The sequence below is a fragment of the Actinoplanes sp. TBRC 11911 genome (assembly GCF_012933445.1).
GTDB lineage: Bacteria > Actinomycetota > Actinomycetes > Mycobacteriales > Micromonosporaceae > Actinoplanes.
Map to the genome: position 1 here is coordinate 61406 of NZ_JABBNC010000022.1, position 25041 is coordinate 86446.

Annotated in this window: 21 protein-coding genes; 12 read left to right on the forward strand and 9 right to left on the reverse strand. The window is 70.2% G+C overall.

Annotated elements, in window-relative coordinates; translation table 11 throughout:
• Positions 1–21 precede the first annotated feature (21 nt).
• Entirely contained in the window at positions 22–921 is a 900-nt protein-coding gene (locus HH310_RS26560) for an amidohydrolase family protein (RefSeq protein ID WP_169178381.1), read from the reverse strand.
• A gap of 103 nt (positions 922–1024) precedes the next feature.
• Here HH310_RS26560 and HH310_RS26565 point away from each other — a divergent pair, with 103 nt between their 5' ends.
• The 3 genes from HH310_RS26565 to HH310_RS26575 all read left to right on the forward strand — a co-directional run bounded on the left by HH310_RS26565 (position 1025) and on the right by HH310_RS26575 (position 3955).
• The gene (locus HH310_RS26565) at positions 1025–1168 is read left to right on the forward strand and encodes a hypothetical protein (RefSeq protein ID WP_169178382.1); all 144 of its coding nucleotides are present in this window, start codon (positions 1025–1027) and stop codon (positions 1166–1168) included.
• A gap of 622 nt (positions 1169–1790) precedes the next feature.
• Positions 1791–3329, forward strand: a complete 1539-nt coding sequence (locus HH310_RS26570; RefSeq protein WP_312034332.1) for a DHA2 family efflux MFS transporter permease subunit — start codon at positions 1791–1793, stop codon at positions 3327–3329.
• Positions 3326–3955, forward strand: coding sequence for a TetR family transcriptional regulator (locus HH310_RS26575; protein WP_169178383.1), 630 nt, complete (start codon positions 3326–3328; stop codon positions 3953–3955). The genes HH310_RS26570 and HH310_RS26575 overlap by 4 nt, the downstream gene beginning before the upstream one ends.
• A 901-nt stretch (positions 3956–4856) precedes the next feature.
• On the opposite strand, the gene HH310_RS26580 is transcribed toward HH310_RS26575, so the two are convergent.
• Positions 4857–5399, reverse strand: coding sequence for a TetR/AcrR family transcriptional regulator (locus HH310_RS26580; RefSeq protein WP_169178384.1), 543 nt, complete (start codon positions 5397–5399; stop codon positions 4857–4859).
• A 71-nt stretch (positions 5400–5470) separates the two neighbouring features.
• Here HH310_RS26580 and HH310_RS26585 point away from each other — a divergent pair, with 71 nt between their 5' ends.
• The 3 genes from HH310_RS26585 (at position 5471) to HH310_RS26595 (ending at position 8756) form a co-directional block, all read left to right on the forward strand.
• Positions 5471–6142 carry an SDR family oxidoreductase gene (locus tag HH310_RS26585; protein WP_169178385.1) on the forward strand — a complete coding sequence of 224 codons (672 nt, stop codon included), beginning with the start codon at positions 5471–5473 and terminating at the stop codon, positions 6140–6142.
• A gap of 88 nt (positions 6143–6230) precedes the next feature.
• On the forward strand, positions 6231–7724 hold the full coding sequence (locus tag HH310_RS26590) for a GntP family permease (protein ID WP_169178386.1): 1494 nt from the start codon (positions 6231–6233) through the stop codon (positions 7722–7724).
• A gap of 81 nt (positions 7725–7805) precedes the next feature.
• Positions 7806–8756 (forward strand): alpha/beta fold hydrolase, encoded by a 951-nt coding sequence (locus tag HH310_RS26595; RefSeq protein WP_248294440.1) that lies wholly within the window; start codon positions 7806–7808, stop codon positions 8754–8756.
• Here HH310_RS26595 and HH310_RS26600 read toward each other — a convergent pair.
• Positions 8753–9151 (reverse strand): hypothetical protein, encoded by a 399-nt coding sequence (locus HH310_RS26600; protein WP_169178387.1) that lies wholly within the window; start codon positions 9149–9151, stop codon positions 8753–8755. The genes HH310_RS26595 and HH310_RS26600 overlap by 4 nt on opposite strands.
• Before the next feature lie 114 nt (positions 9152–9265).
• On the opposite strand from HH310_RS26600, the gene HH310_RS26605 reads away from it, so the two are divergent.
• Positions 9266–11065 (forward strand): LamG-like jellyroll fold domain-containing protein, encoded by a 1800-nt coding sequence (locus HH310_RS26605; protein WP_312034333.1) that lies wholly within the window; start codon positions 9266–9268, stop codon positions 11063–11065.
• Between the two features lie 506 nt (positions 11066–11571).
• Here HH310_RS26605 and HH310_RS44090 read toward each other — a convergent pair.
• The 5 genes from HH310_RS44090 to HH310_RS26630 form a co-directional block, all read right to left on the reverse strand.
• Entirely contained in the window at positions 11572–12975 is a 1404-nt protein-coding gene (locus HH310_RS44090; RefSeq protein WP_312034334.1) for a Gfo/Idh/MocA family oxidoreductase, read from the reverse strand.
• A 278-nt stretch (positions 12976–13253) separates the two neighbouring features.
• On the reverse strand, positions 13254–14723 hold the full coding sequence (locus HH310_RS26615; protein WP_169178389.1) for a mannitol dehydrogenase family protein: 1470 nt from the start codon (positions 14721–14723) through the stop codon (positions 13254–13256).
• Positions 14714–16147 carry an enolase C-terminal domain-like protein gene (locus HH310_RS26620; RefSeq protein ID WP_169178390.1) on the reverse strand — a complete coding sequence of 478 codons (1434 nt, stop codon included), beginning with the start codon at positions 16145–16147 and terminating at the stop codon, positions 14714–14716. The genes HH310_RS26615 and HH310_RS26620 overlap by 10 nt, the downstream gene beginning before the upstream one ends.
• Positions 16148–16205: 58 nt before the next feature.
• Positions 16206–17630, reverse strand: coding sequence for a glucuronate isomerase (gene uxaC / locus HH310_RS26625; protein WP_169178391.1), 1425 nt, complete (start codon positions 17628–17630; stop codon positions 16206–16208).
• Entirely contained in the window at positions 17627–18874 is a 1248-nt protein-coding gene (locus HH310_RS26630; RefSeq protein WP_169178392.1) for a Gfo/Idh/MocA family protein, read from the reverse strand. The genes uxaC and HH310_RS26630 overlap by 4 nt, the downstream gene beginning before the upstream one ends.
• Positions 18875–19095: 221 nt before the next feature.
• Here HH310_RS26630 and HH310_RS26635 point away from each other — a divergent pair, with 221 nt between their 5' ends.
• The 5 genes from HH310_RS26635 to HH310_RS26655 are packed head-to-tail and all read left to right on the forward strand — an operon-like array spanning position 19096 to position 23777.
• Positions 19096–20109: a LacI family DNA-binding transcriptional regulator gene (locus HH310_RS26635; protein WP_169178451.1), complete on the forward strand. Its 1014-nt coding sequence runs from the start codon at positions 19096–19098 to the stop codon at positions 20107–20109.
• Positions 20110–20122: 13 nt separating this feature from the next.
• Positions 20123–21439, forward strand: coding sequence for an ABC transporter substrate-binding protein (locus HH310_RS26640; RefSeq protein ID WP_169178393.1), 1317 nt, complete (start codon positions 20123–20125; stop codon positions 21437–21439).
• Positions 21436–22407 carry a carbohydrate ABC transporter permease gene (locus HH310_RS26645; RefSeq protein WP_169178394.1) on the forward strand — a complete coding sequence of 324 codons (972 nt, stop codon included), beginning with the start codon at positions 21436–21438 and terminating at the stop codon, positions 22405–22407. The genes HH310_RS26640 and HH310_RS26645 overlap by 4 nt, the downstream gene beginning before the upstream one ends.
• A complete protein-coding gene (locus tag HH310_RS26650) occupies positions 22407–23237 on the forward strand; it encodes a carbohydrate ABC transporter permease (RefSeq protein WP_169178395.1) in 831 nt (276 codons plus the stop codon). Before HH310_RS26645 ends, HH310_RS26650 begins: the two co-directional genes overlap by 1 nt.
• A 6-nt stretch (positions 23238–23243) precedes the next feature.
• The gene (locus tag HH310_RS26655) at positions 23244–23777 is read left to right on the forward strand and encodes a DUF624 domain-containing protein (protein ID WP_169178396.1); all 534 of its coding nucleotides are present in this window, start codon (positions 23244–23246) and stop codon (positions 23775–23777) included.
• Between the two features lie 10 nt (positions 23778–23787).
• Here HH310_RS26655 and HH310_RS26660 read toward each other — a convergent pair whose 3' ends face one another.
• Positions 23788–24432: a maleylpyruvate isomerase family mycothiol-dependent enzyme gene (locus HH310_RS26660; RefSeq protein ID WP_169178397.1), complete on the reverse strand. Its 645-nt coding sequence runs from the start codon at positions 24430–24432 to the stop codon at positions 23788–23790.
• Positions 24433–25041 lie beyond the last annotated feature (609 nt).

Here is a 25041-nt window from a genome sequence, read left to right on the forward strand (position 1 = left end):
GCGCACGGCAATCGCGCAAATTCACCCGCGCGGCGCGTCCGGAAACAGTGCCCGGGCGTTCGACCAGCAGACCGCGCGCAGCCAATCGTCACCGAGTTCGAGCCGCGCGAGCGCCTCGAGCTGATGCGCGTACGGATAGGGAATGTTCGGGAAATCGCTGCCGAGCAACACTTTTCCGGCCAGTCCGAGCTCGCGCAGCCGGGGTAGCAGCGCCGCCGGATAAGGCGCTTCGGCCTCGAAGAAATCGGTGAAAGCCATCGTGGTGTCGAGCCGCACCCGCTCGTAGCGCTCCGCGATGCCCAGGAAATCCTCGTACTCGGGCGCGCCGGCGTGCGCGATCACCACGGCCAGCCGCGGATGCCGCGCGAGCACCGCCCCGATCGGCCCCGGCCCGGTGAACACCGCCGGCACCGGCCCCGACCCCGCGTGCACCACGACCGGCACCCCCGCCTCGGCCAGCAGTCCCCAGACGCCGTCCAGCTCGGCAGTGCCCGGATCGAAGCCGCCGACCTGCAGATGCACCTTGAAGATCAAGGCCCCACGGTCAAGAGCCTTGCGGGTGTACGCCACCACACCGTCCTCCGGAAAGAACGTGGCACTGGGCAGGCACCCCTCGGTACGCGCCGCGAAGTCGAGCGTCCAGTCGTTGAGATCGGCGGCCATCCGCGGGCGGTGGGCGTAGGCGAGCGCGGAGAACGTGCGTACGCCCAGGTCGTTGAGGGTCTTGATCCTCTCCAGCTCGGTGCCACGGTAGGTGATCGGCCACTCCCGTCCGATGAGCGGCGCGCCCTCGTCGAAGTGGGCCCAGACGCGGCGCTGCATGCGCTCGGGCAGGAAGTGGGTGTGCACATCGGCCAGCCCCGGCAGCCCGAGGCGAGCGAGGAAAGCGGGAACGTCGTCGTCGATCACGCTCGCCATCATAGAACTTGACAGCAGCTACCAGTTTCGAGCTACTGTCAAAATATGGTTACTTTCACATCGGGTTCGGCGGGGGCGCCCGGGGGTCCGGGCGCGGGTGGTGCGGATGCGCGTGCTGCGGTTGCGGGCGGTGCGGGCGTGGGTGGTGGGGTTGCGCGTGCTGCGGTTGCGGGTGGTCTGGGCGTGGGTGGTGGGGTTGCGCGCGCTGCGGTTGCCGGTGCTCTGGGCGCAGGTGGTGCTGATGGCGTAGGCGTGGGCGACCCGGGCGATGGTGGTGCGGCTGCGCGCGGTGTCGTCGAGGACGGTCGGGGTGCGAGCACTGCGAGCGCGAGCACTGCGAGTGCGGGCAGTGTGGTCGCGGGTGGTGTCGATGGCGCGGGTGTGGGTGCGTTGGCTGCGGGTGGTGTGGCTGCGCGCGGTGCGGTGGCGGGGTCGGGCGCGTTGGCCGCGGGAGGTGTAGCTGCGCGCGGTGTCGGCGAGGACGGTTCGGGTGCGGGCCGCGCGGGTGCCGCCGGTGCAGGCCCTGCGGTCGCGGGTGGTGTCGATGGTGCGGGTGGGGTGCGTTGGCTGCGGGTGGGGGTGCGTTGGCTGCGGGTGGTGTGGCTGCGCGCGGTGCGGTGGCGGGTGCGGGCGCGTTGGCCGGGGGAGGTGTAGCTGCGCGCGGTGTCGGCGAGGACGGTTGGGGTGCGGGTCACGCGGGTGCCGGCAACGCGGTCGCGGGTGGTGCGGCTTCGGGTGTTGCCGGCGCGGGTGGTGCCGGCGCGGGTGGTGGGGTCGCGGGTGGTTCGGGTGCGGGCGGCGGTGAGCCGGGTGCCCGTGCTGCCGGGGGCGGTCGGTTTGGGGGCCGGTCGGGCGGCGGTGGGCGCGGTGGGGTGCTGGGGGAGCGGGGGCGGTGGTTTGCGCTCGGGGCGCTGGCGTTGAGCACGCTGGCGGTCGGGCTGGATACGACCGTGCTCAGCGTTGCGCTGCCGACGCTGGCGCGGGATCTGCACGCGTCCACCGGGGATCTTCAGTGGTTCACCACCGCCTACCTGCTGGTGCTCGCGGCGGTGCTGCTGCCGGCGGGGCTGCTCGGGGACCGGCTCGGGCGGCGGCGGCTGCTGATCGGGGCGCTGATGCTGTTCGGGGCGGCGTCGGTGGCCTGCGCGTACGCCCAGAGCTCCGGGCAGCTCATCGCGGCGCGGGCGGCGCTCGGGCTCGGGGCGGCGGTGATCATGCCGCTGTCGGGGGCGGTGCTGGTCGTGCTGTTCGACGACAAGGAGCGCGGCCGGGCCATGGGGGTCTGGGTGACCGCGAGCGCGCTCGGGATTCCGCTCGGGCCGCTGCTCGGCGGGTGGCTGCTGGACAACTTCTGGTGGGGGTCGGTGTTCCTGATCAACGTGCCGGTGGTGGTCGCGGGGGCGGTCGCCATCGTGATGTGGCTGCCCGAGTCGCGCGGCGAGCAGGGACGGCGGTTCGACCCGCTCGGTGTCGTGCTGTCGGCGGCCGGGCTGGTCGGGGTGACGTACGGGATCATCGAAGCCGGTGGTCGTGGCTGGACCGACGCACGATCGCTGGCCACGCTGCTCGCCGGGATCGTGCTGCTGCTCGGCTTCGTCGCGTGGCAGCGCCGGTCCGCCGAACCGCTGGTCGACCTCGCGTTGTTCCGTTCACGGCGCTTCACCGGTGGGGCGGTGCTCGCGACCGTGGCCAGTTTCGCGATGCTCGGGCTGCTGTTCTCGCTGCCGCAGTTGTTCTCGGCGGTCGGCGGGCAGGACGCGTTCGGCTCGGGGCTGCGGCTGCTGCCGGTGATCGGTGGGCTGATGGCCGGCGCGCGGAGCTCCGAACGGCTCGGGCGCCGGATCGGCACGCGCGGGGTGATCGCCTCGGGGCTCGCGCTGATCGCGGTGGCGTCGTTCGTCGGGGCGGGCACCGGGGTCTCGTCCGGGTACGGGTTCATCGCCGGGTGGATCACGCTGGCCGGTCTCGGGCTCGGGCTGACGCTGCCGCCGTCGATGGACGCGGCGCTCGGTGCGCTGACCCCCGCCCGCAGTGGCGTCGGCAACGCGCTGCTGCAGGCCATGCGTCAGGTGGGCGGCGCGATCGGGGTGGCCGTGCTGGGGACCGTCATCAACTCGACGTACCGATCCACATTGATGGACAGCATCGACACGATCCAGTCAAGTCAACACGTCAACATGTCAACTCAAGACGTCAACTCGGCACTGCAGAACGTCGCGAGTGGCGTGGCGTCGTCAACGGATCCCGGCATGCTGCACGCGGTGCAGGCGGCCTTCACCCACGGCATGGACATGTCGCTGATCGTGGCCGGAGCGATCGCCGCGGTCGGGGTGGTGCTGGCGATGGTGATCCTTCCGGCCCGCACGCCTTTGGTGCCCGAAGCAAAGGTGCTGGCAGAATCAGGGGTATGACCTCGGACCAGCGGGAACGGCCAGCCGCCGTACGGGAGCGGCGGCCGGGTGGGCTGCGGGAGCGCAAGAAGGCGAAGACCCGGTCCGCCATTCGTGAGACGGCGATGCGGCTGTTCGAGGAACAGGGGTATGCGGCCACCACGGTGGACCAGATCGCCGAGGAGGCCGAGGTCTCGCAGAGCACGTTCTTCCGGTACTTTCCGACCAAGGAAGACGTCGTGCTCACCGACGACTACGACCCGCTGATGGTCGCGGCCATCCGGCGCCAAGCCTCTGACGTGCACCCGATCGACGCGGTGATCGTCGCGATGACCGAGGTGTTCGGCGAGATGAGCGCCGACGACCTGGCCGCCGAGCAGCGCCGGCAGCGGATCTTCGCGGCCGTGCCGGAGCTGCGCGCCCGGGTGCTGCAGCAGACGGTCCTGGTGGTCGGCATGTTCGCCGAGGTGATCGCCGAACGGCAGGGGCTCGCGAAGGACGATTTTTCCTCCCGGGTGCTCGCCGGCGCGATCGTCGGGGCGGTGCTGGCGGTGGTCCCGGTCGGGGACGGCGACTATTCGGGCCACAACCTCGAGAAGATCACCAGGGCCTTGCGGCTGTTGCGCGACGGGCTCCCCCTCGGCTGACGTCGCCGGGCGGGTTGATCGCGGTCTCGGCTGGCGGCGCGGGCTCGGCTTGATCGCGGTCTCGGCTGGCGGCGCGGGCTCGGCTTGATCGCGGTCTCGGCTGGCGGCGCGGGCTCGGCTTGATCGCGGTCTCGGCCGGCGGCACCGGCTCAGCGTTTCCACTCGTCTCGGGGCGAAATCGGCGTCGGTCGGTCGTGTGGTGAGCTGACGGTAGCGAGCGGTCCCGCTTAGTGGGATATCGCGGTCACATCGTGGGCTTTTCGTGAACCTTGGAGAGTTGCGCCCACATACGAGCCATAACTCTCCAAGGTTCACATCTGGCAAGAAAAGCGTGCCGTGCGAAAGCCGCATTATCGGGCAAAAGTTACTCCACAATGGACGTGCATCCCGCATCGCGGACGCTGGGTCCAGAATGTGGTCACCGGTCTCGGTATGTGGCCGCGAGTCCCACGTAATGGAAGCGCCCCGCGTGTCGCGACCGGCGTGTCGCGGCCGGCGGGTCGGTGGCAAGCTCCGCGAGCGGCGTCACTCGCCGGGCCCAGCGGCACGGCCAGCAGCTCCATCCTGGTCACTGGAAATGTCGGATATGCGCGGCGCGAGCGGGCGCATGGCGTTTTCCAGCCACTGCGTGTGCCGCACCGTCGACGCCAACCGTGGGGTGGGCACTGGCCGCCCGGTGAGCGCTAGCCGTGCGGTGGGACTGGCCGTGTGACGGGCAGTGGCCGTGTGGCGGGCAGTGGCCGTGTGGCGGGCAGTGGCCGTGTGGCGGGCAGTGGCCGTGTGGCGGGCAGTGGCCGTGCGGCGGGCACTGGCCGTGCGGCGGGCGCTGGTCTGCGCCGGACGGCGCCCGGTCCGAGCCGCCCGCGGTCGAGATCTCCGACGCCCGGGACGGCGCTGACGCCTACTCGTCCAGCACCGCGGCCTTCGCCTCGGCCAGGATGCGTTCGGAGAGGGCGGTGCCCGCTGTCGCGCGGGACAGGATCATGGCGCCGACCATGGTGCTCAGCGCGGCCAGGCCGTCGGGGCCGAGCTGGGCGGCATACCTTTCCACCCCTTTCGCGTACGCCTCGCGGGCCGTGGCGTCCTGCGGGGTGCGTCCCACGTCGGCGCCGAAACCCGTGGAGGGGCATCCGACGCCGGGGTTGTCGCGGTGGGCGGTGGACAGGTAGTCGTCGAGTGCCGCCTGCCTGGTTGCCGGGTCGCCGGCGGGGCCGAACCCTTCGAGGCGGGTGGTTTGTTCGATGTACGCCTGGGCGATCGCCTCGGTGACCAGCGCGTCCTTGGAGGCGAAGTGCTTGTAGAACCCGCCGTGCGTCAGCCCGACCTCGGCCATCACGTCGGCGACGCTGACCGCCGCGGTGCCGCGTTCGCGGAACAGCCGGGCCGCGGTCTCGACGATGCGTTTGCGGTTCTCCTGCGCCTGCGCCTGCGATACCCGTCCCATGAACGCAAGTGTAGATGGCATGTGTCATCTATCGCCTTGACCTAGATAAATGATGCTCGTAATCTATCGGCATGGACATCACGAACTCCGTTGCTCTGGTCACCGGCGCGAACCGCGGCCTCGGCCGCCACTTCGCCACTCAGCTGCTCGAACAAGGCGCCAAGGTGTACGCCGGGGTGCGCAACCCGGACACGCTGGATCTACCCGGCGCCGTTCCGATTGAGCTCGACATCACCGACCCGGCCGCCGTCGAACGCGCCGCGAAGACCGCCGGCGACGTCACCCTGCTGGTCAACAACGCCGGCGCCCTGCGTCCCAACTCGGTGCTCACGGCTTCCATGGACGACATCCGCCGCGAGATGGAGGTCAACTACTTCGCCCCGCTCACGGTGATCCGGGCCTTCGCGCCGGTGATCGAGGCCAACGGAGGCGGGGCGATCCTCAACGCGCTGTCCGTACTGGCCTGGTATCACGCGGGCCCGCTCGGCGCGCACAACGCGGCCAAGGCGGCGAGCTGGGCGGCCACCGACGCGCTACGCGAGGAACTCGCCCCGCACGGCGTCGCCGTCACCTCGCTGATCATGGGCTGGATGTTCACCGACCTCGCCGGCTTCATCCCCGACGACCAGAAGGTCGACCCGGCCGGCGTCGCGCGGGTAGCCCTCGACGGTGTCGCCGCGGGTCTGCCCGAGGTGCTCGCCGACGCGACCGCCCAGCGCGTGAAGTCGTTACTCGCCGGCTGACCGTCGATGCCCGGGGAGCTCGCCCTCCGAATTCCCCGGGCATCGACACCCATGCATAAAGATCGCCGAAAACGGGTACCGCGCGCGCATGACGACGATCGCGGCGGAGGCCATCACCGACGCCGGAACCGGACAACTCATCCTCGCCGCGGTGCTCGGCATCCTGGCCGTCATCCTGCTCATCGCCTGGGCCAAGTGGCATCCGTTCCTCGCCCTGATCATGGGTTCGGCCGTGCTGGGCCTGGTCGCGGGCGCGTCCCCGGGGGACACCGTCACGTCGTTCACCACCGGACTCGGCAGCACGGTCGGCAGCGTCGGCCTGCTCATCGCGCTCGGCTCGATGATCGGCGCGCTGCTCGCCGAGTCGGGCGGCGCGGACGGCATCGTCTCGCGCATCGTCGACCGGGTCAGCGGATCGGCGCTGCCGTGGGCGATGGCCGGGGTCGCGGCGCTGATCGGGTTGCCGCTGTTCTTCGAGGTCGGCGTCGTGCTGCTGATCCCGGTCGTGCTGCTGGTCGCCCAGCGCACCGACATCGGGCTGCTGCGGATCGGCATCCCCGCGCTGGCCGGCCTCTCCGTGCTGCACGGTCTCGTACCCCCGCACCCGGGACCGCTGATCGCCGTCGCCACGCTGAACGCCGATCTGGGGCTGACGCTGCTGTTCGGCCTGATCTGCGCGATCCCCACCGTGATCGTCGCCGGGCCGGTGTTCGGGAACTGGATCGCCAAGCGGGTTCCCCTCGAAGTGCCCCGGCTCCTGGCCCCGGCCAACGCGAGCCTGGGAACCGGCCCGGGCAACGAGGACCTGCGCGTGGGGACCGGGCCGGGCAGGGGGACCGGGTCGGGCAGGGGGACCGGGCCGGGAAGCGAAGACCTGAGGGCGGAAACCGCGGACAACCGCCCGTCCACCCGCCGCAACCCCGGATTCTGGCCGGCCGTCCTCACCGTCCTGCTCCCCATCGTGCTCATGCTGGCCCGCGGCATCGGCGAGCTCGTCCTCGACAAGGACAACCGGCTCCGCAGCGCCCTCGACGTGCTCGGCAACCCGCCCGTCGCCTTGCTCCTGGGCGTACTCCTGGCGATGTGGACCCTCGGCGAGCGCGCCGGCTTCGACCGCCGGGAGACCTCCGCCGTGATCGGGGGAGCGTTGCCGCCGATCGCCGGGATCCTGCTGATCGTCGCGGCCGGCGGCGGGTTCAAGCAGGTCCTGGTCGACGCGGGCGTGGGCGACGTGGTCGCGGACGCCGCCCGCGACGCCAACCTCAACGCGCTCGTGCTCGGCTTCCTGGTCGCGGTCGGCATCCGGGTCGCCACCGGCTCCGCCACGGTCGCGACGATCACCGCGGCGGGCATCGTGGCGCCGCTCGCCGCCACGCTGGACAAACCCGAGGTGTCGCTGCTGGCGCTGGCGATCGGCGCCGGGTCGCTGTTCTTCTCGCACGTCAACGACGCCGGCTTCTGGCTGGTCAAGGAGTATTTCGGGATGACGGTCGGCCAGACGATCAAGACGTGGTCGGTGATGGAGACGATCATCTCGGTGGTGGGCTTCGCCTGCGTGATGCTGCTCAGCCTGCTCGTCTGAAACGGCGTATAAGCGCGATCACACCGCCGGACCGTCAGATGGCCTACGTCGGTACCGGCCTATGTTCCTAACGTCACCCGCATGGTGGTCCGGCGACGTGGAGTGACGTTTGTGCTGCTGGTGGCGGCCCTCGTCGCAGCATTCACCCCGGCGTATCACCGGGGCAACGTCGCCGCGACGCCGCCGACCGAGGCCGCGCCCGCCAACCCGATTCCGCCGGCCGGCTTCGCGGCGCACGACGTGACCGTCAACGGGATCCGGATGCACTACGTCATCGGCGGCACCGGGCCCACGCTGGTGGTGCTGCACGGCTACCCGGAGACCTCGTACGCCTGGTTCGCCGTGCTGCCGTTGCTCGGCCGCCACTACACGATCGTCGCCCCGGATCTGCGCGGCGCCGGCGGCAGCGGTGCCCCGCCGGACGGCTACGACAAGGTCACCATGGCCATGGACGTGCACGCCCTGCTCGCCACGCTCGGGCGTACGCAAGAAGTTAATCTCGTGGGTCATGACATCGGGAGCATGGTCGCCTACGCGTACGCCGGCAGCTACCGCACCGACGTCCGGAAGCTGGTGCTGACCGAGGCGCCGATCCCGGACGCGACCGTCTACGGTTTCCCGCCGCTCGCCGTCGTCCGCAGCGCCGGGATCGGCCTGGCGGTTCGCGGGCGCGAGACCCAGTGGGTGGCCGGCCTTCAGGACTGGCTCGCGGCCGGCCGGGACGTCTTCCCACCCCAGACCACCGCCCTGTACGCCCGTGCCCTGCGCGACCCCGCCCACCTGCGCGCCGGCTTCGAGTGGTTCCGTGCGTTCCCGGCCGACAATCGCGAGGTCGCCGTCATGGGCACGGACAAGCTGACCGTGCCGGTGCTCGCGGTCGGCGCCGATCACGGCCTCGGCGCGTCGGTCGGGGAGCAGGCACGGACCTACGCCGTCGACGTCCAGTCCGCCGTGGTGCGCCACTCCGGACACTGGGTGTGGGCGGAGCAGCCGCGGTTCATGCTCGGCCTGGTGCTGAACTTCCTCCTTTAGCCGCAGTGCCCGTCCAGCTTCTGGCCCACCGTCGTGAAATTCCCTTCCACGTACGCCCATGGGTCGTCCCGTTGCGCACCGGCCGTCAGGTCCGCGGACATGTCGCGCAACGCCTGCTGGAGGCCGGGGTCGCCGGTGCCGGCCGCCTCGGCGTCCAGTTCGGAGGCCATGCCGGTGAGGGTCTCGCCGGCCCGGCTCCGATCCGCGGCGAGGCGTACCGCGCCGTCCGTGAGGATCTTGTAGGCGGTGCTGCACACGTATTTCGGGACGCCGGCCGAGGCCGCGGGCGTGGGGGCGAGGCTGATCGGCGCCGGGACCGCGTCCGGGCTGACCTTGATCGAGCAGCCGGCCGCGAGCATGGCCAGCGCCAACACGATTGCGGCATTCCCCTTCATCGATCGAGCATATTCGGGGTACGTCCTTCGGCGCAGATTTGCCACCTGTTCGGCGCCGCATCCTCGCGCGCGGGGCGGTAGTTAACGAGCATTGTGCGCTACATCGGAAAAAGTGTGATACGCCGGATATCGCTGATCGCCGTCGCCGCCGTGACGGTCGCCGGGGGCGGTGCCGCCCTCGCCCAGGTCGTCACCGGTGACCCCGTCACGTCCCCCTCGTTCGACGGGCCGGTCTACGCCGTCGCGTACCAGGGGGACACCGTCTACGTGGGGGGCAGCTTCACCCGCGCGATCGTGAACGGTCGCAGTGTGCCGCGCACCCGGCTCGCGGCCTTCCACGCCCGCACCGGCGAACTGATCGACTGGCGGCCTTCGGCCGATGCCAACGTACGCGCTCTCGCCGTCACCGGCGACGTGGTGTACGCGGCGGGCGACTTCGAGCGGATCAACGGCGAGGCACGGGACAAGGTCGCCGGGATCGGCGCGACCAGCGGGCTGCCCACCTCGCTGCGGCACACCTTCACCGGACAGCCGGTCGCCCTTGCCTCGGGTAACGGACGGCTCTACGTCGGCGGGCGGATCAGCGCCGTCGACGGGGTGCCGCGGGGTAACCTCGCCGCCTTCACGCTCAGTACCGGCGCGCTGGACGCCTGGGCCCCCACCACGGACGACTCGGTGAACGCCCTCGCGGCCACGAACGAGCGCGTCTACCTGGGCGGGCGGTTCCATCGCACCAACAGCGTCGCCTCCACGTTGCGCCTGGCCGCGGTGGACCCGGCCACCGGCGTACTGGATCGGGGGTTCGCTCCGAAGCCGGTGTCGCAGGTCTTCGCGCTGGCCACCGACCCGAACGGCGTGTATGCCGCGCTCGGCGGGCAAGGGGGCCGGGCGGTGGCGTACGCGCCGGGCGGGCAGACCCGGTGGACGCGGGTGTTCGACGGGGACGCGCAGGCCATCGCGGTGCTGGACGGCACGGTGTATGTGGGCGGGCACTTCGACAAGGCGTGCACCACCACGAACAACGGGATCAAGGGCGTGTGCACGGACGGTTCGGTCGAACGCGGCAAGCTCGCCGCCGTGGACGCCACCGGCAACCTGCTGGAATGGGCGCCCCGGGCCAACGGCGTCGTCGGCACCCGCCAGCTCGCGGCCAGCCCGGCGCTCGGCGCGATCAGCGCGGTCGGTGACTTCACGACGGTCAGCGCGGCAACCCGCAAACGGTACGTGTCCTTCAACGGCGTCACGCCCCGTGAGGAGGCCACGCCGGCGGCCGGCCCCGGTTACGCGGCGTCGTACAACTTCGACACCACGATCGCGGACGGCACCTTCGACGACGGATCCGGGCACGGCCACCTGCTGCGCACCGTGAGCCGCAACGGCGGGGCGATCAAGCTGGTCACGAAGGGGAGCGGGCAGGCGCTCGCGTTCCCGCCCAAGTGCACCGGCCGGGGCTGCCCACGGCTCGTGCTGCAGGCGGTGGACACGCCCGACCTCAACCCGGGCAAGCGGCCGCTGCGGTACGGCGCCGGGGTGCTGTTGTCGCCGGCGGAGACGTCCAGCGGGGAGAACGTGCTGCAGAAGGGGTATTCGACCGGCGGTGGGCAGTACAAACTGCAGGTGGACGGGGTGTCCGGGAAGCCGAGCTGCGGCATGAGCGACGTATCGGAAAAATCGCTGTATGTGGTGCGGAGCCGGACGTCGATCGCGGACGGCACGTGGCACGCGGTCGAATGCCGCCGGACCGGAGCGACCCTGGCGATCGTGGTCGACGACAAGTTGCAGGCGAGCACCGCGATCCCGGAGACGTTGTCGGTCGACACCCCGCAGCCGTTCAGCATCGGCGGCAAGGGCACCGGCGAGAACAACGACCAGTTCCACGGCGCCCTCGACGACGTCTGGATCCACGTGGGGTAGGTCGCGCGCGGCGCTTTCAGCGCGGCGCTTTCAGTTCGGCGCTTTCAGTTCGGCGCCTTCAGCTCGGCGCCTTCAGCTCGGCGCCTTCAGTTCGGCGCCTCAGCTCGGCGCCTTAGCTCGGCGATCAATCGGCCGGCCCTCGGTTATCGGGGTGCCGGCCGAGTACTTTGTCACGTTTTATCCTTGTTCGATGTCTCCGGTACGGGTGTCCAAGGCGGCATTTTCGAGACCTTGGAGAGTTATGGCTCGTATGTGGGCGTAACTGTCCAAGGTCTCGGGATCCGGCAGAAAAGCGCCCCCGCAAATGCCGTGAAATGGGCAAACGGACCGTCCAATTCGGATGATCGCTCACGATGCGGTCGCGTGTGTCCGGATAGTGGGACACCCGCGGGTGCGAAGCCGTCGGACAGCTGCACGAAACGGATATTTCAGCATATAAGAGTCGGTCGGTGAAAGCGCCGGGATGGCTGCGGGCGTTTGCTGACGCGACCGCCACAGCTGCGGGTTCAGCTGACCGGCAGTCGCCGGGTGATCGGTGGGCGCGCCCATGGCACGCCGAGCTCGGACGGCAGCGCCAGCTCCGACGCCGCCGCACGGATCACCGCGTTGATGCCGGTGATCGTGCGGTTCGGGCCGTCCACCTCGACCGTGTCGCTGTTCAGCAGGTGCGGCGGCGGCAGCTCAGGCATGGTCAACGCCTCGAGGATCGTGGTGAAGTCGATGGTCTCCGACAGCGGGACCAGCAGCGGCGTGCCCGAGGCGCGATGGTCGAGCAGGTTGGTCAGCAGGTCGGTGCGGCCGGGCACGTCGATCAGTGAAGGCGCTGGTCCCGCGGCCAGATAACCTCCGGCTCCCGCTCCGGCGTTGGTCCCGGTCCCGGCTCCGGCTCTCGTCCCGGTTCCGGCTCCGGCTGCGGTTCCGGCTCCGGCTGCGGTTCCGGCTGCGGTTCCGGCTCCGGCTGCGGTTCCGGTCCCGGCTGCGGTCCCGGCTCCGGCTCTGGCTGCGGTCCCGGTCCCGGCTGCGGTCCCGGCTGCGGATACGGCTGCGGCTCTGGCGTCGGCGTGGGCAGGTGGCGCGGGTGCAGGATGGCGTTCCCGGGCCGGGTCGGTTGCGGAATCCGGCAGCGACAGGCGGTCCGTCGGGTATTCCAAGACGGCCGAGCCGGCCGGGCCGGATGCGGTGATCTCTCCGGCGATGAAGTCCTCCCCGGCGAGGGTCACGGCCACCACGACGTCCAGCCCGGAGTCGAACGTGATCCGCGCGAACGCCGTGTCGTCCACGTCGATGGGCCGCGTCCGGTACCGCTCGACGGACAACTGACGCGGCCGGCCCGCACCGGCCGCCGACGCCGAGGCGAGCGCCTGCATCACCGCGTGCGCCAAGGGATTGGCCAGCGCGCCGTCGATGACCGGCCGCCCGTCGAGCACCCGGCGCCCCGCCCACGGCGACCGCGCGTAGTAGTCGTCGTCCCGCTTCCACGACGCGGCCGCGGAGATCCCGGACAGCGGCCCCAGCGACGGAAGCGCGGCCCGGAATCGCACCCAAGCCTCCGAACCCAGCGCCTGAAATCCCACCTGACAGGCCACCCCGGCGGAGGCCAGCGCGGCCAGCAGGGTGCGATGCGCCGCCAGCGACGCCACCGGCGGCTTCTCCAGCAGAATGTCGCATCCGGCGGCGATCGCGTCCAGCGCGATGCTCAGATGGGTGTGCGGCGGCGTGCAGATCACCACGATGTCGGGCCGCACCGCCGCCAGCAGTGAGCGGTGATCCGCGAAGACCGGCACCCCGTCCGGTGCGGGCGGCGTCAACGGCCGCACGTCGGCGAGCCCCACCAGCCGCACGCGGTCACCCAGCGACAGAATCCGCCGCCGATGCCACGCGCCGTGCCCGTTGGCACCGATCAGCGCCACGGTCGGCGTCGCGCCGCGCCCGATAGTCGTCGCGACTCCCGCCGCCGCCCTCGGCAGGGCCCCTGCCGTCGGCGTAACCCCGGGTGCCGTCGCTGGTGGCGCGTCGGGCGTTACCGCCGGCGTGACCCGGCTCGCTGTCGCTTTCGTGACTCGGGGTGCCGTCGCTCGCGTCATGCCGGGCGCTACCGCCGGCGTGACCGCGGGGTCCGCCGCCGCGGTGGCGCCGGGCGTCTCCGTCGTGCCGGGTGTCGGCGTAACCCCGGGCGCCTCCGCCGGCGTCACGCTGCGCCTGCCAACGTCGCGGCGACGCCGTGCTTCGTGATCGCGGTCAGCTGCTCCACCAGCACGCCACGCAGGGCGGCGTCCGCGGCCAGCGCCGGCGCGAACACCGTGTCGAGCCCGAGCAACGCCTCCACCACCCCGGACGGAGTGGCGGGCGCCGCCGCGAGACGCCCGCGGATCCGCTCCGCCAGCGGATCGTCCAGCGGCACCGCCCGGCCGTCGTCCGCCGCGCCCTGCACGAAGCGCATCCACGCCGCCACCACCAGCGTCGCGTGCACCGGCATGGCGCCCGCGGACCGCCGGTCCAGGATCGTGTGCAGCACCCGCTGCGGGAGTTTCTGCGAGCCGTCCATCGCGACCTGCACGGTCCGATAGTCGATCGCCGGGTTCGCGAAGCGTTCCAGCACCTCCTCGCCGTACGCGATCGTGTTGACGCCCGGCGGCGGGGTCAGGCTCGGCGTGATGTCCTCGGCGATCAGGCGCCGCATCGCCTCCGGCAAACCCGGCAGGCGCAAGGCCTCCGCGATGGTCTCGGTTCCGGCCAGGGCTCCCAGGTACGCCACCGCGGAGTGCACCCCGTTCAACGTACGCAGTTTGAGCCGCTCCCACGGGCGCGGATCATCGGTGAGAACCGCCCCGGCCCGGTCCCACGCGAGCCGCCCGCCGGGGAAGTCGTCCTCGATGATCCAGGCGTAGTAGGGCTCCGCCCCCACGGCTGCCAGATCCCGTACGCCCAACGCCCCTTCCGCGAGGGACAAAGTGGACGGTGTGGTGGCCGGGACGATTCGGTCGACCATCGTGCCGGGGAACGTCACGGACGCCCGTACCCAATCGGCGATGCCGGTCGCGGCCGCGAGATGATCGACCAGGCCGCGCAGGAGATGGCCGTTGGCCGGGAGGTTGTCGCAGCTCATCAGCGCGATCGGGCCGGCGTCCGCGCGGCGGCGGGCGAGCAGGCCCCGGATCAGCAGGCCGGGCACGGTCCGCGGCGGCCGGTCGGTCTCCAGGTCGGCGCGCAACTCGTCGTCGAGCAGCGGCCGCCCGGTCGCCGGGTCGAGGCGGTAGCCCTTCTCGGTCACGGTCAGCGTCACGATCCGGATCGCGGGGGAGGCCAGCAACGCCACCACCGCCGCCGGGTCCTGGGGCAGCCGGCGGGCGTCGGCCAGCGCGCCGATCACCCGGGTGCTGTGTCCGGAGGGCCCGAGCGTCGTCACGCTGTACAGGTTGTCCTGCGCGGCGAGCGCGTCCACGACCGCACGCGACCGCGGCGCCACCGCGACGATGCCCCAGTCCCCGCCGCCGGCCGCCATCGCGTCCTCGGTGTAGACGGCCTGGTGCGCCCGGAAGAACGCGCTGACTCCAAGATGGACGATGCCGGCTTGCGCGGTGCCGGGCTCGACGAGCGGGCGGGTGGCGGCGGGCAGCGCGTCCAGGGCCGCGCGGTTCAGGAGATCGCTCACCGCCACGCCGGCCCTTCCGGGAAACGGAACTCCGCGATCGACGCGGGTTTCAGGTCGGAGCTGTAGCCCGGTGCCGTCGGGACCAGGTATCGGCCCTCGCGCGTACGGACGGGGTCTTCGAAATGTTCGTGGAGATGGTCGACGTACTCGATCATGCGGCCGTCCAGCGACGTCCCCACCCGCAGGTAGTCGAAGATCGCCAGGTGCTGGACCAGCTCGCACAGCCCGACCCCGCCGGCGTGCGGGCAGACCGGGACGCCGAACTTCGCGGCCATCAGCAACTCGGCGAGCACCTCGGGAATCCCGGCGACCCGGCACGCGTCGACCTGCATCACCCGGATCGCCTCGGCCTGCAGCAGCTGCTTGAAGATGACCCGGTTCGCGGCGACCTCCCCGGTGGCCACCCGCACCGGGGCGACGGCCCGCTGGATGCGCGCGTGACCGAGCACGTCGTCCGGGTGCGTCGGTTCCTCGATCCAGTACGGGTCGAACTCGCTCAGCAGCGCCATGTTCGCGATCGCTTCGTCGACCCCCCAGATCTGGTTCGCGTCCATCATGAGCAGCGCGTCCGGCCCGATCTCGTCCCGGATGATGCGAGCCCGCCGCACGTCGTCGGCGATCGGGCCGCCCACCTTCATCTTCATGGCGCGCCACCCTTGGGCGTACGCGGTCCTGGTCAGTTCCCGCACTTTCTCGTCGGGATAGCCGAGCCAGCCGACGCTGGTGGTGTACGAGGGGAAGCCACCGGCCTCGATCCGCGCGAGCCGTTCGCCGAGCCCGATGCGCCCCTTGTCCAGAATGGCCGCGGCCTCGCCGGGCGTGAGCGCGTCGTCGATGTGCCGGAAGTCGACGCAGGCCACGAGCTCGTCGGTGGGCATCTCGGCGAGCAGCCGCCACATCGGCTTGCCCTCGCTCTTGGCGCGCAGGTCCCAGACCGCGTTGACGAGCGCGCCGGTCGCCATGTGCAGCGCGCCCTTCTCCGGCCCGAGCCACCGCAGCTGCGCATCCGCGGTGAGCGACCGCAAAAACCCGAGCGCACCTCGCGCACCCACGTCGCCGCTCGCTCCCGCACCTGCACCCACGCCGCCCGCGCCCGCACCTGCACCCGCGCCGCCCGCGCCCGCGTCCCCTCCCGCTCCCGCGCCCGCGCCCGCACCGCCCGAACCCGCGTCGCCTCCCGCCCCCACCGCGAACAAATCCGATAAATCCTGATTTATCAGGTGGGGTGCCAACGCTTCGACCGCCGCGCAGGTGATCTCGTTCCCGCGGCCGTTGGTGAACGTGAAACCCGTGCCCGTCCACGGCCCGTCGGTGGAAAGCTCGACATAGGTGGCCGAGTAGTCGCCCTTGTTGATCGAGTCAGACCCGTCTCCGGCGGCCGCCGTGGGGAAGCGGACGTCGTGGACGGTGACCCCGGTGATCGTCGTCATGCTGGCCCTCCCGGCCGTGCGTCTGCGGTCATGGTCTGCCCCGGCCGTGCGTCCGCGGTCATGCTCGGTCACCGTCCAGGCGGAAGACGCGGCGCGGCAGGTGGTAGGCCAGGTCGGCCATCGTCTCGGCGGCCTCGTCCAGCGGCAGCCGGTTCTGCACGACCAGGCTCGCCAGATACGCCGCGTCGGAGCGGCGCGCGACGTCGTGGCGTACCGGGATCGAACAGAAAGCGCGCGTGTCGTCGACGAAGCCCGCCGTGTTGTAGAAGCCCGCCGAGTCGGTCACCGCCTCGCGGAAGCGGCGCATCGCGTCCGGCGTGTCCAGGAACCACCAGGGCGCGCCCAGGAACACCGCCGGATAGCCGCCGGCGAGGGGGGCCAGCTCGCGGGAGAACGCGTCCTCGTCCAACGTGTACAGCACGAGGCGCAGGTGCGGATTCATCCCGTACGCCTCGAGCAGCGGCCCGAGCGCATGCACATAGTCGGTGGCCTGCGGGATGTCGCCGCCCACGTCCTTGCCGTGCCGCTCGTACAGCAGGCGGTTGTGGTCGCGGACCGCCCCCGGATGCAGCTGCATGACGAGGCCGTCCTCGATCGACATGCCGGCGAACTCGAAGAGCATGTTCGCCCGGAACGCCTCCGCCTCCTCCGGCGTCACCGAGCCGCGGAGCCCTTTCTCGAACAACCGCGCGGCGTCCGATTTGTCCAGCTGGAGCGTGCGGGCTGTCGGATGCCCATGATCGGACGAGGTCGCTCCCGCGGCGATGAACGCCTCGCGCCGAGCCTGGAGCGCTTCCAGATATTCCGTATATGTCCGGACATTCAGACCGGCAAGCGAGCCCATTCGCTCGACCGACGACCGCCAATCCGGCCGATCCATGTCCACCACGTCATCCGGCCGGAACGTGCTGATCACCCGCCCACCGGGCCCACCCCACCCGTCCGCCTCCAGCTTCGCGTGCTGCGCCAGATCGTCGGTCGGGGACTCGGTCGTCGCCAGCACCTCGATGCCGAACCGCGCGAACAGGGCCCGCGGCCGGAACTCCGGCTCGGCCAGCCGCGCGGCGATCGCGTCGTACACCTCGTCGGCGGTCTCCCGGCGTAACCGCGTCTCGATGCCGAACACCGTCCGGAACGTCTGCTCCAGCCAGAGCCGCGACGGCGTACCGCGGAAGAGATGCCAGTTGGCCGCGAGCAGGCGCCAGATCGTACGCCCGTCGGTCTCCACCGGTTCGCCGTCGCGCCGCGGCACGCCCAGCTTGGCCGGCGGGATGCCCTGGCTCAGCAGCATCCGGGTCACGTAGTGATCGGGCACCACCAGCAGCTGGGCCGGGTCGCCGAACGGCTCGTCGTCGGCCAGCAGCCGCGGGTCGACGTGGCCGTGCGGGCTGATCAGCGGCAGGTCGCGCACGGCCGCGTACAGCTCGCGGGCCACGGCGGCCTGGTGCGCGTCGACGGCGAAACTCGGATCGGACACGGTCACCTCCGGGTGAGGTCGAGCAGGTCCGCGACCCGTACCGGCGCGGCGGTCTGCAGGGACAGGTTGGCGGCGAGCCCGGTCAGCAGGGCCAGCGCGCCGTCCCGCGCGGTCGCCGAGCGGTGCAGCGGGTCCGGGACGCCGCCCATCAGTACGGCGGTCATCCGCTTGTCCGCGCCGCCGTGGCCGTCCCGGTCGTACGGTTGCATCTCGATCGGGGTGGGCGGTGACCAGAACGGGCGCAGCGTGAGCGTGACACCGTGCGCGGCCGCGGCGCCGGCGTACGAACTCTCGACGACCTCCAGTTCGAGGCGGCCCTTGCTGCCGTTGAACATCACGCGATAACCCTCCCAGGGCGCGTACGCCGTGAGGTGGTAGGTCATCGTCGCCCCGGTGTCGTAGCGGACCAGGACCGCCATGTCGTCCTCGATGGACACGCCGGGGGCGAAGACGTTCTGGTCGCGGTGGTAGCCGTCCTCGGCCTCGGCGTCCAGGTAGAGCTCCTTGAGGCGTGGATCCGCGCGCAGGTCCAGGGCGAACGGGTCGTCCGGCGCGTCCGACCCCCGCGCGTAAGGCCGGGTGAACCCCTGCCCCTGATCGCCGTAGAAGAAGAGCCGGCCGTCCGCGTAGACCGACACCGGCGCCGCGCCCAGCCACCAGTTGACCAGGTCGAAGTGGTGACCGGACTTGTGCACCAGCAACCCGCCCGAGTTCGCCTTGTCGCGGTGCCAGCGCCGGAAGTAGTCGGCGCCGTGGCGTACGTCGAGAAGCCATTCGAAGTGCACCGAGCCGATCTCGCCGATCTCGGACAGCAGCGTGCGCACCCGCTCGTGCACCGGGTTGAAGCGGTAGTTGAAGGCCACCGACACGTCGCGCCCGGTGGCCGCGACCGCGTCCAGGATGCGGCGGCAGCTCGGCGCGTCCACGGTCATCGGCTTCTCGGTGATCACGTCGCGGCCGGCGTCCAGCGCGGTGACGATGTGGTCCGCGTGGGTGCGGTCCACGCTGGTCACGATCAGCGCGTCGACCTTCTCGCGGTCGAGCATCCGCGGCACGTCGGCCGAGGCGTACGCGGGAAGGGGTGAAAAACCGCTCGCCGACAGCCAGCGATTGTGGGTCTCGATCCGCAGCGGGTTGACGTCGGCGAACGCGACCAGCTGGACCTTGTCCGCGTGCTCGCGGGTGGCGGCCCGGACGAACATCTCGGCGCGGTGGCCGGTTCCGACGAGAGCGAGCCGGCGACGTGCCATGAGACCCCCAACGGCTACAAAGGTTTGCAGCGAAATTAGGCCGATCGATCCTGGACAGTCAATGATCGCGGCGGGAGATGCCCGCGATTGTCCGGATAAGAACGCGTTCAGCGTGCCCGTCTGCAACCTGGCTGCAACAAAACGACATTGACAGTCGTGCAACCGCTTGCATTAATTGGTGCCTATCAGTGACCGGCGCCACAGTCGAGGAGGGCCGCAGCGTGTCCGTCACCATCCGCGACGTGGCCCGCGCGTCCGGTGTGCACATCTCCACCGTGTCGCGCACCTTCTCGGCGCCGCACCTGGTCAACTCGAACACACGCAGCCGCGTGCTGGCCTGCGCCGAGCAACTCGGTTACCGGCCCAACCGGGCGGCCCGGGCGCTGATCACCGGGCGTACGTACAACATCGGCCTGATCGTCGCCGACATCGCCAACCCGTTCTTCCCGCCGCTGATCAAGGCGGCCGAGAGCCAGGCCCGCAAGCACGACCACCACATCTTCGTCGCCGACACCAACGAGGACCCGGCGGTCGAGGAGGAACTGGTGCGCGCCCTGGCCAAACAGGTCGACGGCGTGCTGGTGGTCAGCCCGCGGATGAGCAACGCGCTGATCGAGCAGCTCAGCCACGAGGTGCCGCTCGCCGTGGTGAACCGGCAGATCGCCGGAATCCCGGGCGTCGTGATGGATGTGGCGCAGGGCGCCCGGCTCGCGATCGAGCACCTTCTCTCGCTCGGCCACACCGACATCGCGCTGGTCAGCGGCCCGCGTGGGTCGTGGACCAGCCGTGAGATCCGGCGTTCGGCGAGCGCGGCCGCGCGGCACAAGCTCACCGTCATCGGGCCCAACCCACCCACCGAGGTCGGCGGCCTGGCCGTCGCCGAAGAGGTGCTGCGAGCCGGCGCCACCGCCGTGCTCGCCTACAACGACCTGATGGCGATCGGTCTCATCGAGGGCCTGATCGCCGCCGGCGCCCGGGTGCCGCAGGACGTCAGCGTCGTCGGCATCGACGACATCATGCTCAGCCGGCTCACCCGCCCGAAGCTGACCACGGTGGCGACTCCCACCGCCGCCGCCGGTCGGGCGGCCGTCGACATGCTGCTCGCGCTCGGCGACCAGCAGGGCGACGACCGTCGCACCACCGCACACGTACACCTGCAGACCGAACTGGTCATTCGCGACTCGACGGGGCCGGGCCCGGGTCCGCACAGCGCCCCCGGAGGTGTCGCCTCCTGAAGGAGTAGCGTCCATGGAGCTCAAGCCCGACCCACGTACCCTGAAACCCCAGCTCAGCCGTCGGAGCCTGCTGGCCGGTCTGGCCGCGGTGCCGGTGCTCGCCGCGACCGCGGCCTGCGGCGACGACTCGTCCGGCTCGGACGGCAAGACCGAACTGTCCTTCTTCTGGTGGGGTGCCCAGGCGCGCGCCGACCTGACCGACAAGGCCCTGGCGCTCTACACCTCGCGGCACCCGGAGGTCACGTTCAAGAAGACCTGGCAGGCCAACCAGGGCTACTTCGACAAGCTCGCCACGCTGACCGCCGGCGGCAACGCCCCGGACATCTTCCAGATCGACGACAACTACATCGCCGAGTACTCGGGGCGCGGCGTCACCCTGGACCTGACCCCGTACAAGGATGACAACAAGCTCGACATGACCAAGTTCCCGGAAAGCCTGTGGAAGTACGGCGAGGTGGACGGGAAACTGGCCGGCGCCGCGTTCGGCGAGAACACCCAGGGCCTGGTGTGGAGCCAGACGCTGCTGGACAAGGCCAAGCTGCCCGCGCCGAAGACCGGGATGAGCTGGGACGACTTCATCAGCTGGGCGGCCGAGGTCAGCAAGGCCACCAAGGTGCCCGGCACCCAGGACCCCAGCGCGATCTACCAGGCGCTCTGGGTCTACCTGCGGCAGAACGGCGCCGACCTCTACTCCGACAACAAGCTGGCGTTCGACGAGTCGCACATCGGCAGCTGGTTCAGCCTCTGGAAGGGCGCCCGCGACAAGGGTGCCTGCCCCACCCCGGACGTGATCCACGAGGGCAACGCCACCGACATCAGCAAGCAGCTGGTGGTCACCGGCAAGGCGGGCACCTCGTGGGTGTGGGTCAACCAGATGCCGGAGCTGAAGAAGAACACCAAGGACACGCTCGGCGTGATGGCGTACCCCGGCGACCCGAGCGCGCAGTGGGCGCGGGCCTCGATGTACTTCTCGGTGTTCAAGGGCAGCCCGCACAAGGACCTCGCGGTCGACGTGCTCAACTTCCTGTGCAACGACCCGGAAGCCGGCAAGATCCTCGGCACCGACCGCGGCCTGCCGTCCAATCTCGACGTCCGCAAACTGGTCGCGGACACGGTCACCGACCCGAACATGAAGCAGACCATCCAGGTGCAGAACGACCTCGGCACCAAGTTCGGGCCGACCTCGCCGACCGTCCCGCCCAAGGGACACAGCAAGGTGAAGACCGAGCTGGTTCGCATCGCCGAGGAGGTCACCTACGGCCGGCAGTCGCCGCAGCAGGGCGCGACGGCGTTCGTGACCGCTGCCAAGGCGGCGATCGGGCAGTCGTGACCACCGCGTCCACGCCGGTCCGTCCGGCACCCCCCGTTCCCGCCGAAGCCGCGCGGGGACGCGGGGGCCGCCGTCGCCGGGACAACCTGTCCGGCTACCTCTTCCTGTCCCCGTGGCTGCTCGGCCTGCTGGGCATCACCGCGATCCCGATGCTCATCTCGCTGTACCTGAGCTTCACCGACTACAGCCCGCTCATCTCGCTGGGCGAGGCGAACTGGGTCGGGCTCGACAACTACCGGCGGATGTTCACCGCCGACCCCTCGTACTGGCACGCCGTGCGCGTCACGGTGATCTTCGCGGTCGTCGCGACACCGCTGAAGCTCGCCGCCGCCCTCGGCGTGGCGTTGCTGCTCAACCGCACGCTGCGCGGCATCTCGCTGTTCCGCGGGCTGTTCTACCTGCCGTCGCTGCTCGGCGGCAGCGTCGCGGTGGCCATCGTGTGGCGCAGCATGTTCAACCGCGAAGGCGCGTTCAACTCGTTCCTCGGGTGGTTCGGCATCCACGGCACCCCGTGGGTCAACGACCCGTTCTGGGCGCTGCCGACGTTGATGCTGCTGGCGATCTGGCAGTTCGGCGCCCCGATGGTCATCTTCCTGGCCGGCCTCAAACAGGTGCCCGGCGAGCTGTACGAGGCCGCGTCGGTCGACGGCGCCGGAGCCTGGCGGCAGTTCCGGCACATCACACTGCCGATGCTGTCCCCGGTCATCTTCTTCAACCTGGTGCTCGAGACGATCCACGGCTTCCAGGGCTTCACCGCGGCGTTCGTGCTGTCCGGCGGCACCGGCGGCCCGGTCGACTCGACGCTGATGTACACGCTGGACCTCTACATCAAAGGCTTCACCCAACTCGACATGGGGTACGCCTCCGCGATGGCCTGGGTGTTCCTGGTGGTCGTCGGGCTGATCACCGCGGTGCTGTTCAGCACCGGCCGGTTCTGGGTCCACTACTCCGACGCTGAGGAGCGGTGATGCGCTCTCGGGTGCGCCTGCTGGTGCTCGTGGTGATTCTCGCGGTCGTGCTCTATCCGCTGGTGTGGATGGTGGCGACCTCGTTCAAGTCACCTTCGGAGATCGCCAGCAATATCGGGCTGATCCCGCGCGAATTCACCCCTGGGAATTTCTCAGACGGATGGCACAAGTTCGATGTGGGGTTCGGGCGGTTCTTCGTGAACAGTGCGCTCGTCGCCGGGTTGACGGTGGTGGGGAACACGGTGTCATGCTTGCTCGCCGCTTACGCGTTCGGGCGGTTGCGGTTCCGGTTACGGGGATTTTGGTTCGCTATCATGATCGGGACTTTGCTGTTGCCGGGTCATGTGCTGATCATTCCGCAATACATCTTATTTCGTAATTTAGGGTGGGTCGGCGGGGGATTCCCATATTTGCCGCTTTTAGTGCCGCATTTTCTGGCGACCGAGGCGTTTTTCGTGTTCTTGATGGTGCAGTTCATGCGGGGCATCCCGCGCGAACTGGACGAGGCCGCGGTGATCGACGGCGCCTCCGCGTTCAGCATCTTCCGGCACGTCATCCTGCCGCTGTCGCGTCCCGCGCTGGTCACCACGGCGATCTTCTCGTTCATCTGGACCTGGAACGACTTCTTCCGCCAGCTGGTGTATCTCTCCGAGCTGCGTGATTACACCGTGCCGGTCGCGCTCACCCTGTTCATCGACTCCACCAGCGAGAGCTCGGTCGGGCCGATGTTCGCGATGTCGCTGCTGTCGCTGATCCCGGTGTTCCTGTTCTTCGTCGCGTTCCAGAAGATGCTCGTCGAGGGCATCAACACGAGCGGGCTCAAGGGGTGAACTGGGGTGTCGCTGCACTTTCGTAACGCGGCCGACCTTGCGCTCGTGGGGATCCTCGTCACGCTGCTGTCGTTGCCGGTTGTCACGGCGGGGGCGGCCGTGGGGGCTGGTAGTGCGGCTGTCTACCACCTGGTCGCGTACGGGCGGTGGCCGTCGTTTGTGGAGGTTTGGTCTTCGTTCCGGTCGCGGTTGGTTCGCGGGTTGTGGGTGGGGCCGGTCGTGCTCGTTGCCGGCGGGCTCGTCGCGGCCGACATCGCGGCGTTGCGGCGCGGGGCGGTGCCCGGTGGGGCTGTGGCGACAACCCTGGTGGTCACGGCCGCTGCCTTCGGTGCCGCTTTTCTTGCCTTGCTTGCCGTACGGGCTGGTGGCGCCGTGGTTACCTACCGCCCCGTGACGGTCTGCGCCGCCGCGGGGATTCTGCTCGTGGCGGCGGTGCTGGCCGTGTTCGTGCACCCGGTGCTGGTGCCGGTGCTGGCGGGGTATGTGCTGTTCGCGCTGCACGTGGTGGTGCGGGCCCCGCACGGGGTGCGCACCTCGTAGCGGCTCGGGGTCAGCTCCTGTTTCGCAGAAGCGTAGCGCCCTCGCCGGTGAGATCGTCCGCCGCCGGGCGCCGGCCGGTCATCGCCATCACCAATGCCACGAGCGGGCCGGCCACTTCCCGTCCGGTGCCGTGACTCCAGTCGGCGTCGGTGGCGCGCAGCCGCGTCCCGGCGACCCGGTCCTTCGCGCCGATCAGCAGGTTGCTCCCGGCATAGAAATCGGCCACGGCGATCAGGTGGCCGGTCGGGTGATCGCGGTAGCCGCCCAGCGCCCGGAAGATGTCCTCACCGTGCACGATCGTCTCGCCCAGCCACGACGTCGCGGGTCCGGGCGGTGCCGTGCGAGCGCCGGCCAGCGAGCGATACGTCGCGAGCAGGTTCGCGTTGCTTCGCCGCCCGGCAAGGACCCGCCGGATGTTGGCGTCCGACATGGCCTGGAACCGGAATCCGCTGGCAACCATCCGCCCGAAGAAGACCGGCGGCGTCATCTGCGCGGTGGCGACGAGGTGAGCGACCACCTCCCGAACCGTCCAGGCCGTACACAGCGAGGGCCGCTCCCACGCGTCGTCGGGCAGCCCCTCAAGCGCATCGGCGAGCGCCACCCGCTCCTCCCTGATCGCACCCCAGGTGTCCACCAGTCCCCGCTCCGTCGCCATGAGGACCATAATGCCCACAAAAGCTTCTGTATCGGTCTGATATCATTCGAATCGGGATGTTTGCGGCACCGCACCGGCGAAACGTGTCGGCGGGGTGGCGCCCGTCTTCGTGCGGTGGGATCCGGCTTCGCCTGGCATGCCCCCGGCTTCGCCCGGCATGCCCCCGGCTTCGCCCGGCATGCCCCAGTCTCGTCAGACTTGCCCCCGCTTGCCCCATCTTCGTCAGCCTTGCCTAGCTTTGCCCGGCATGCCCCGGCCCCGCGGGTGGCGACCCTTCCCGCGAAGTGGGCAGCCTTCTCGCAATGTAAGCAACAGTCCACATTGTGGGAGGATGCATTTTATAGCGCGACGTTTTGTGTCCATTAGCAGAAATTTGTACCCGCCTCGTTGGCAATTTTTCTGAACCTTGGAGAGTTAGGGTTCATATGTGGGCCTAACTCTCCAAGATCTGGCGCGGCGGCTAATTTGCAGGGCACAAAAGCTGCCCAAGTTTCACAAATTGGCACCGGCGATCACTCTGTTTTGGATGGGCGGTCCGGAGTCTCATAGAATGGCCTTGGCCAGCCCGAATAATGGGATTTTCAAGCGGATCCGATGCGCCGCCCTGTA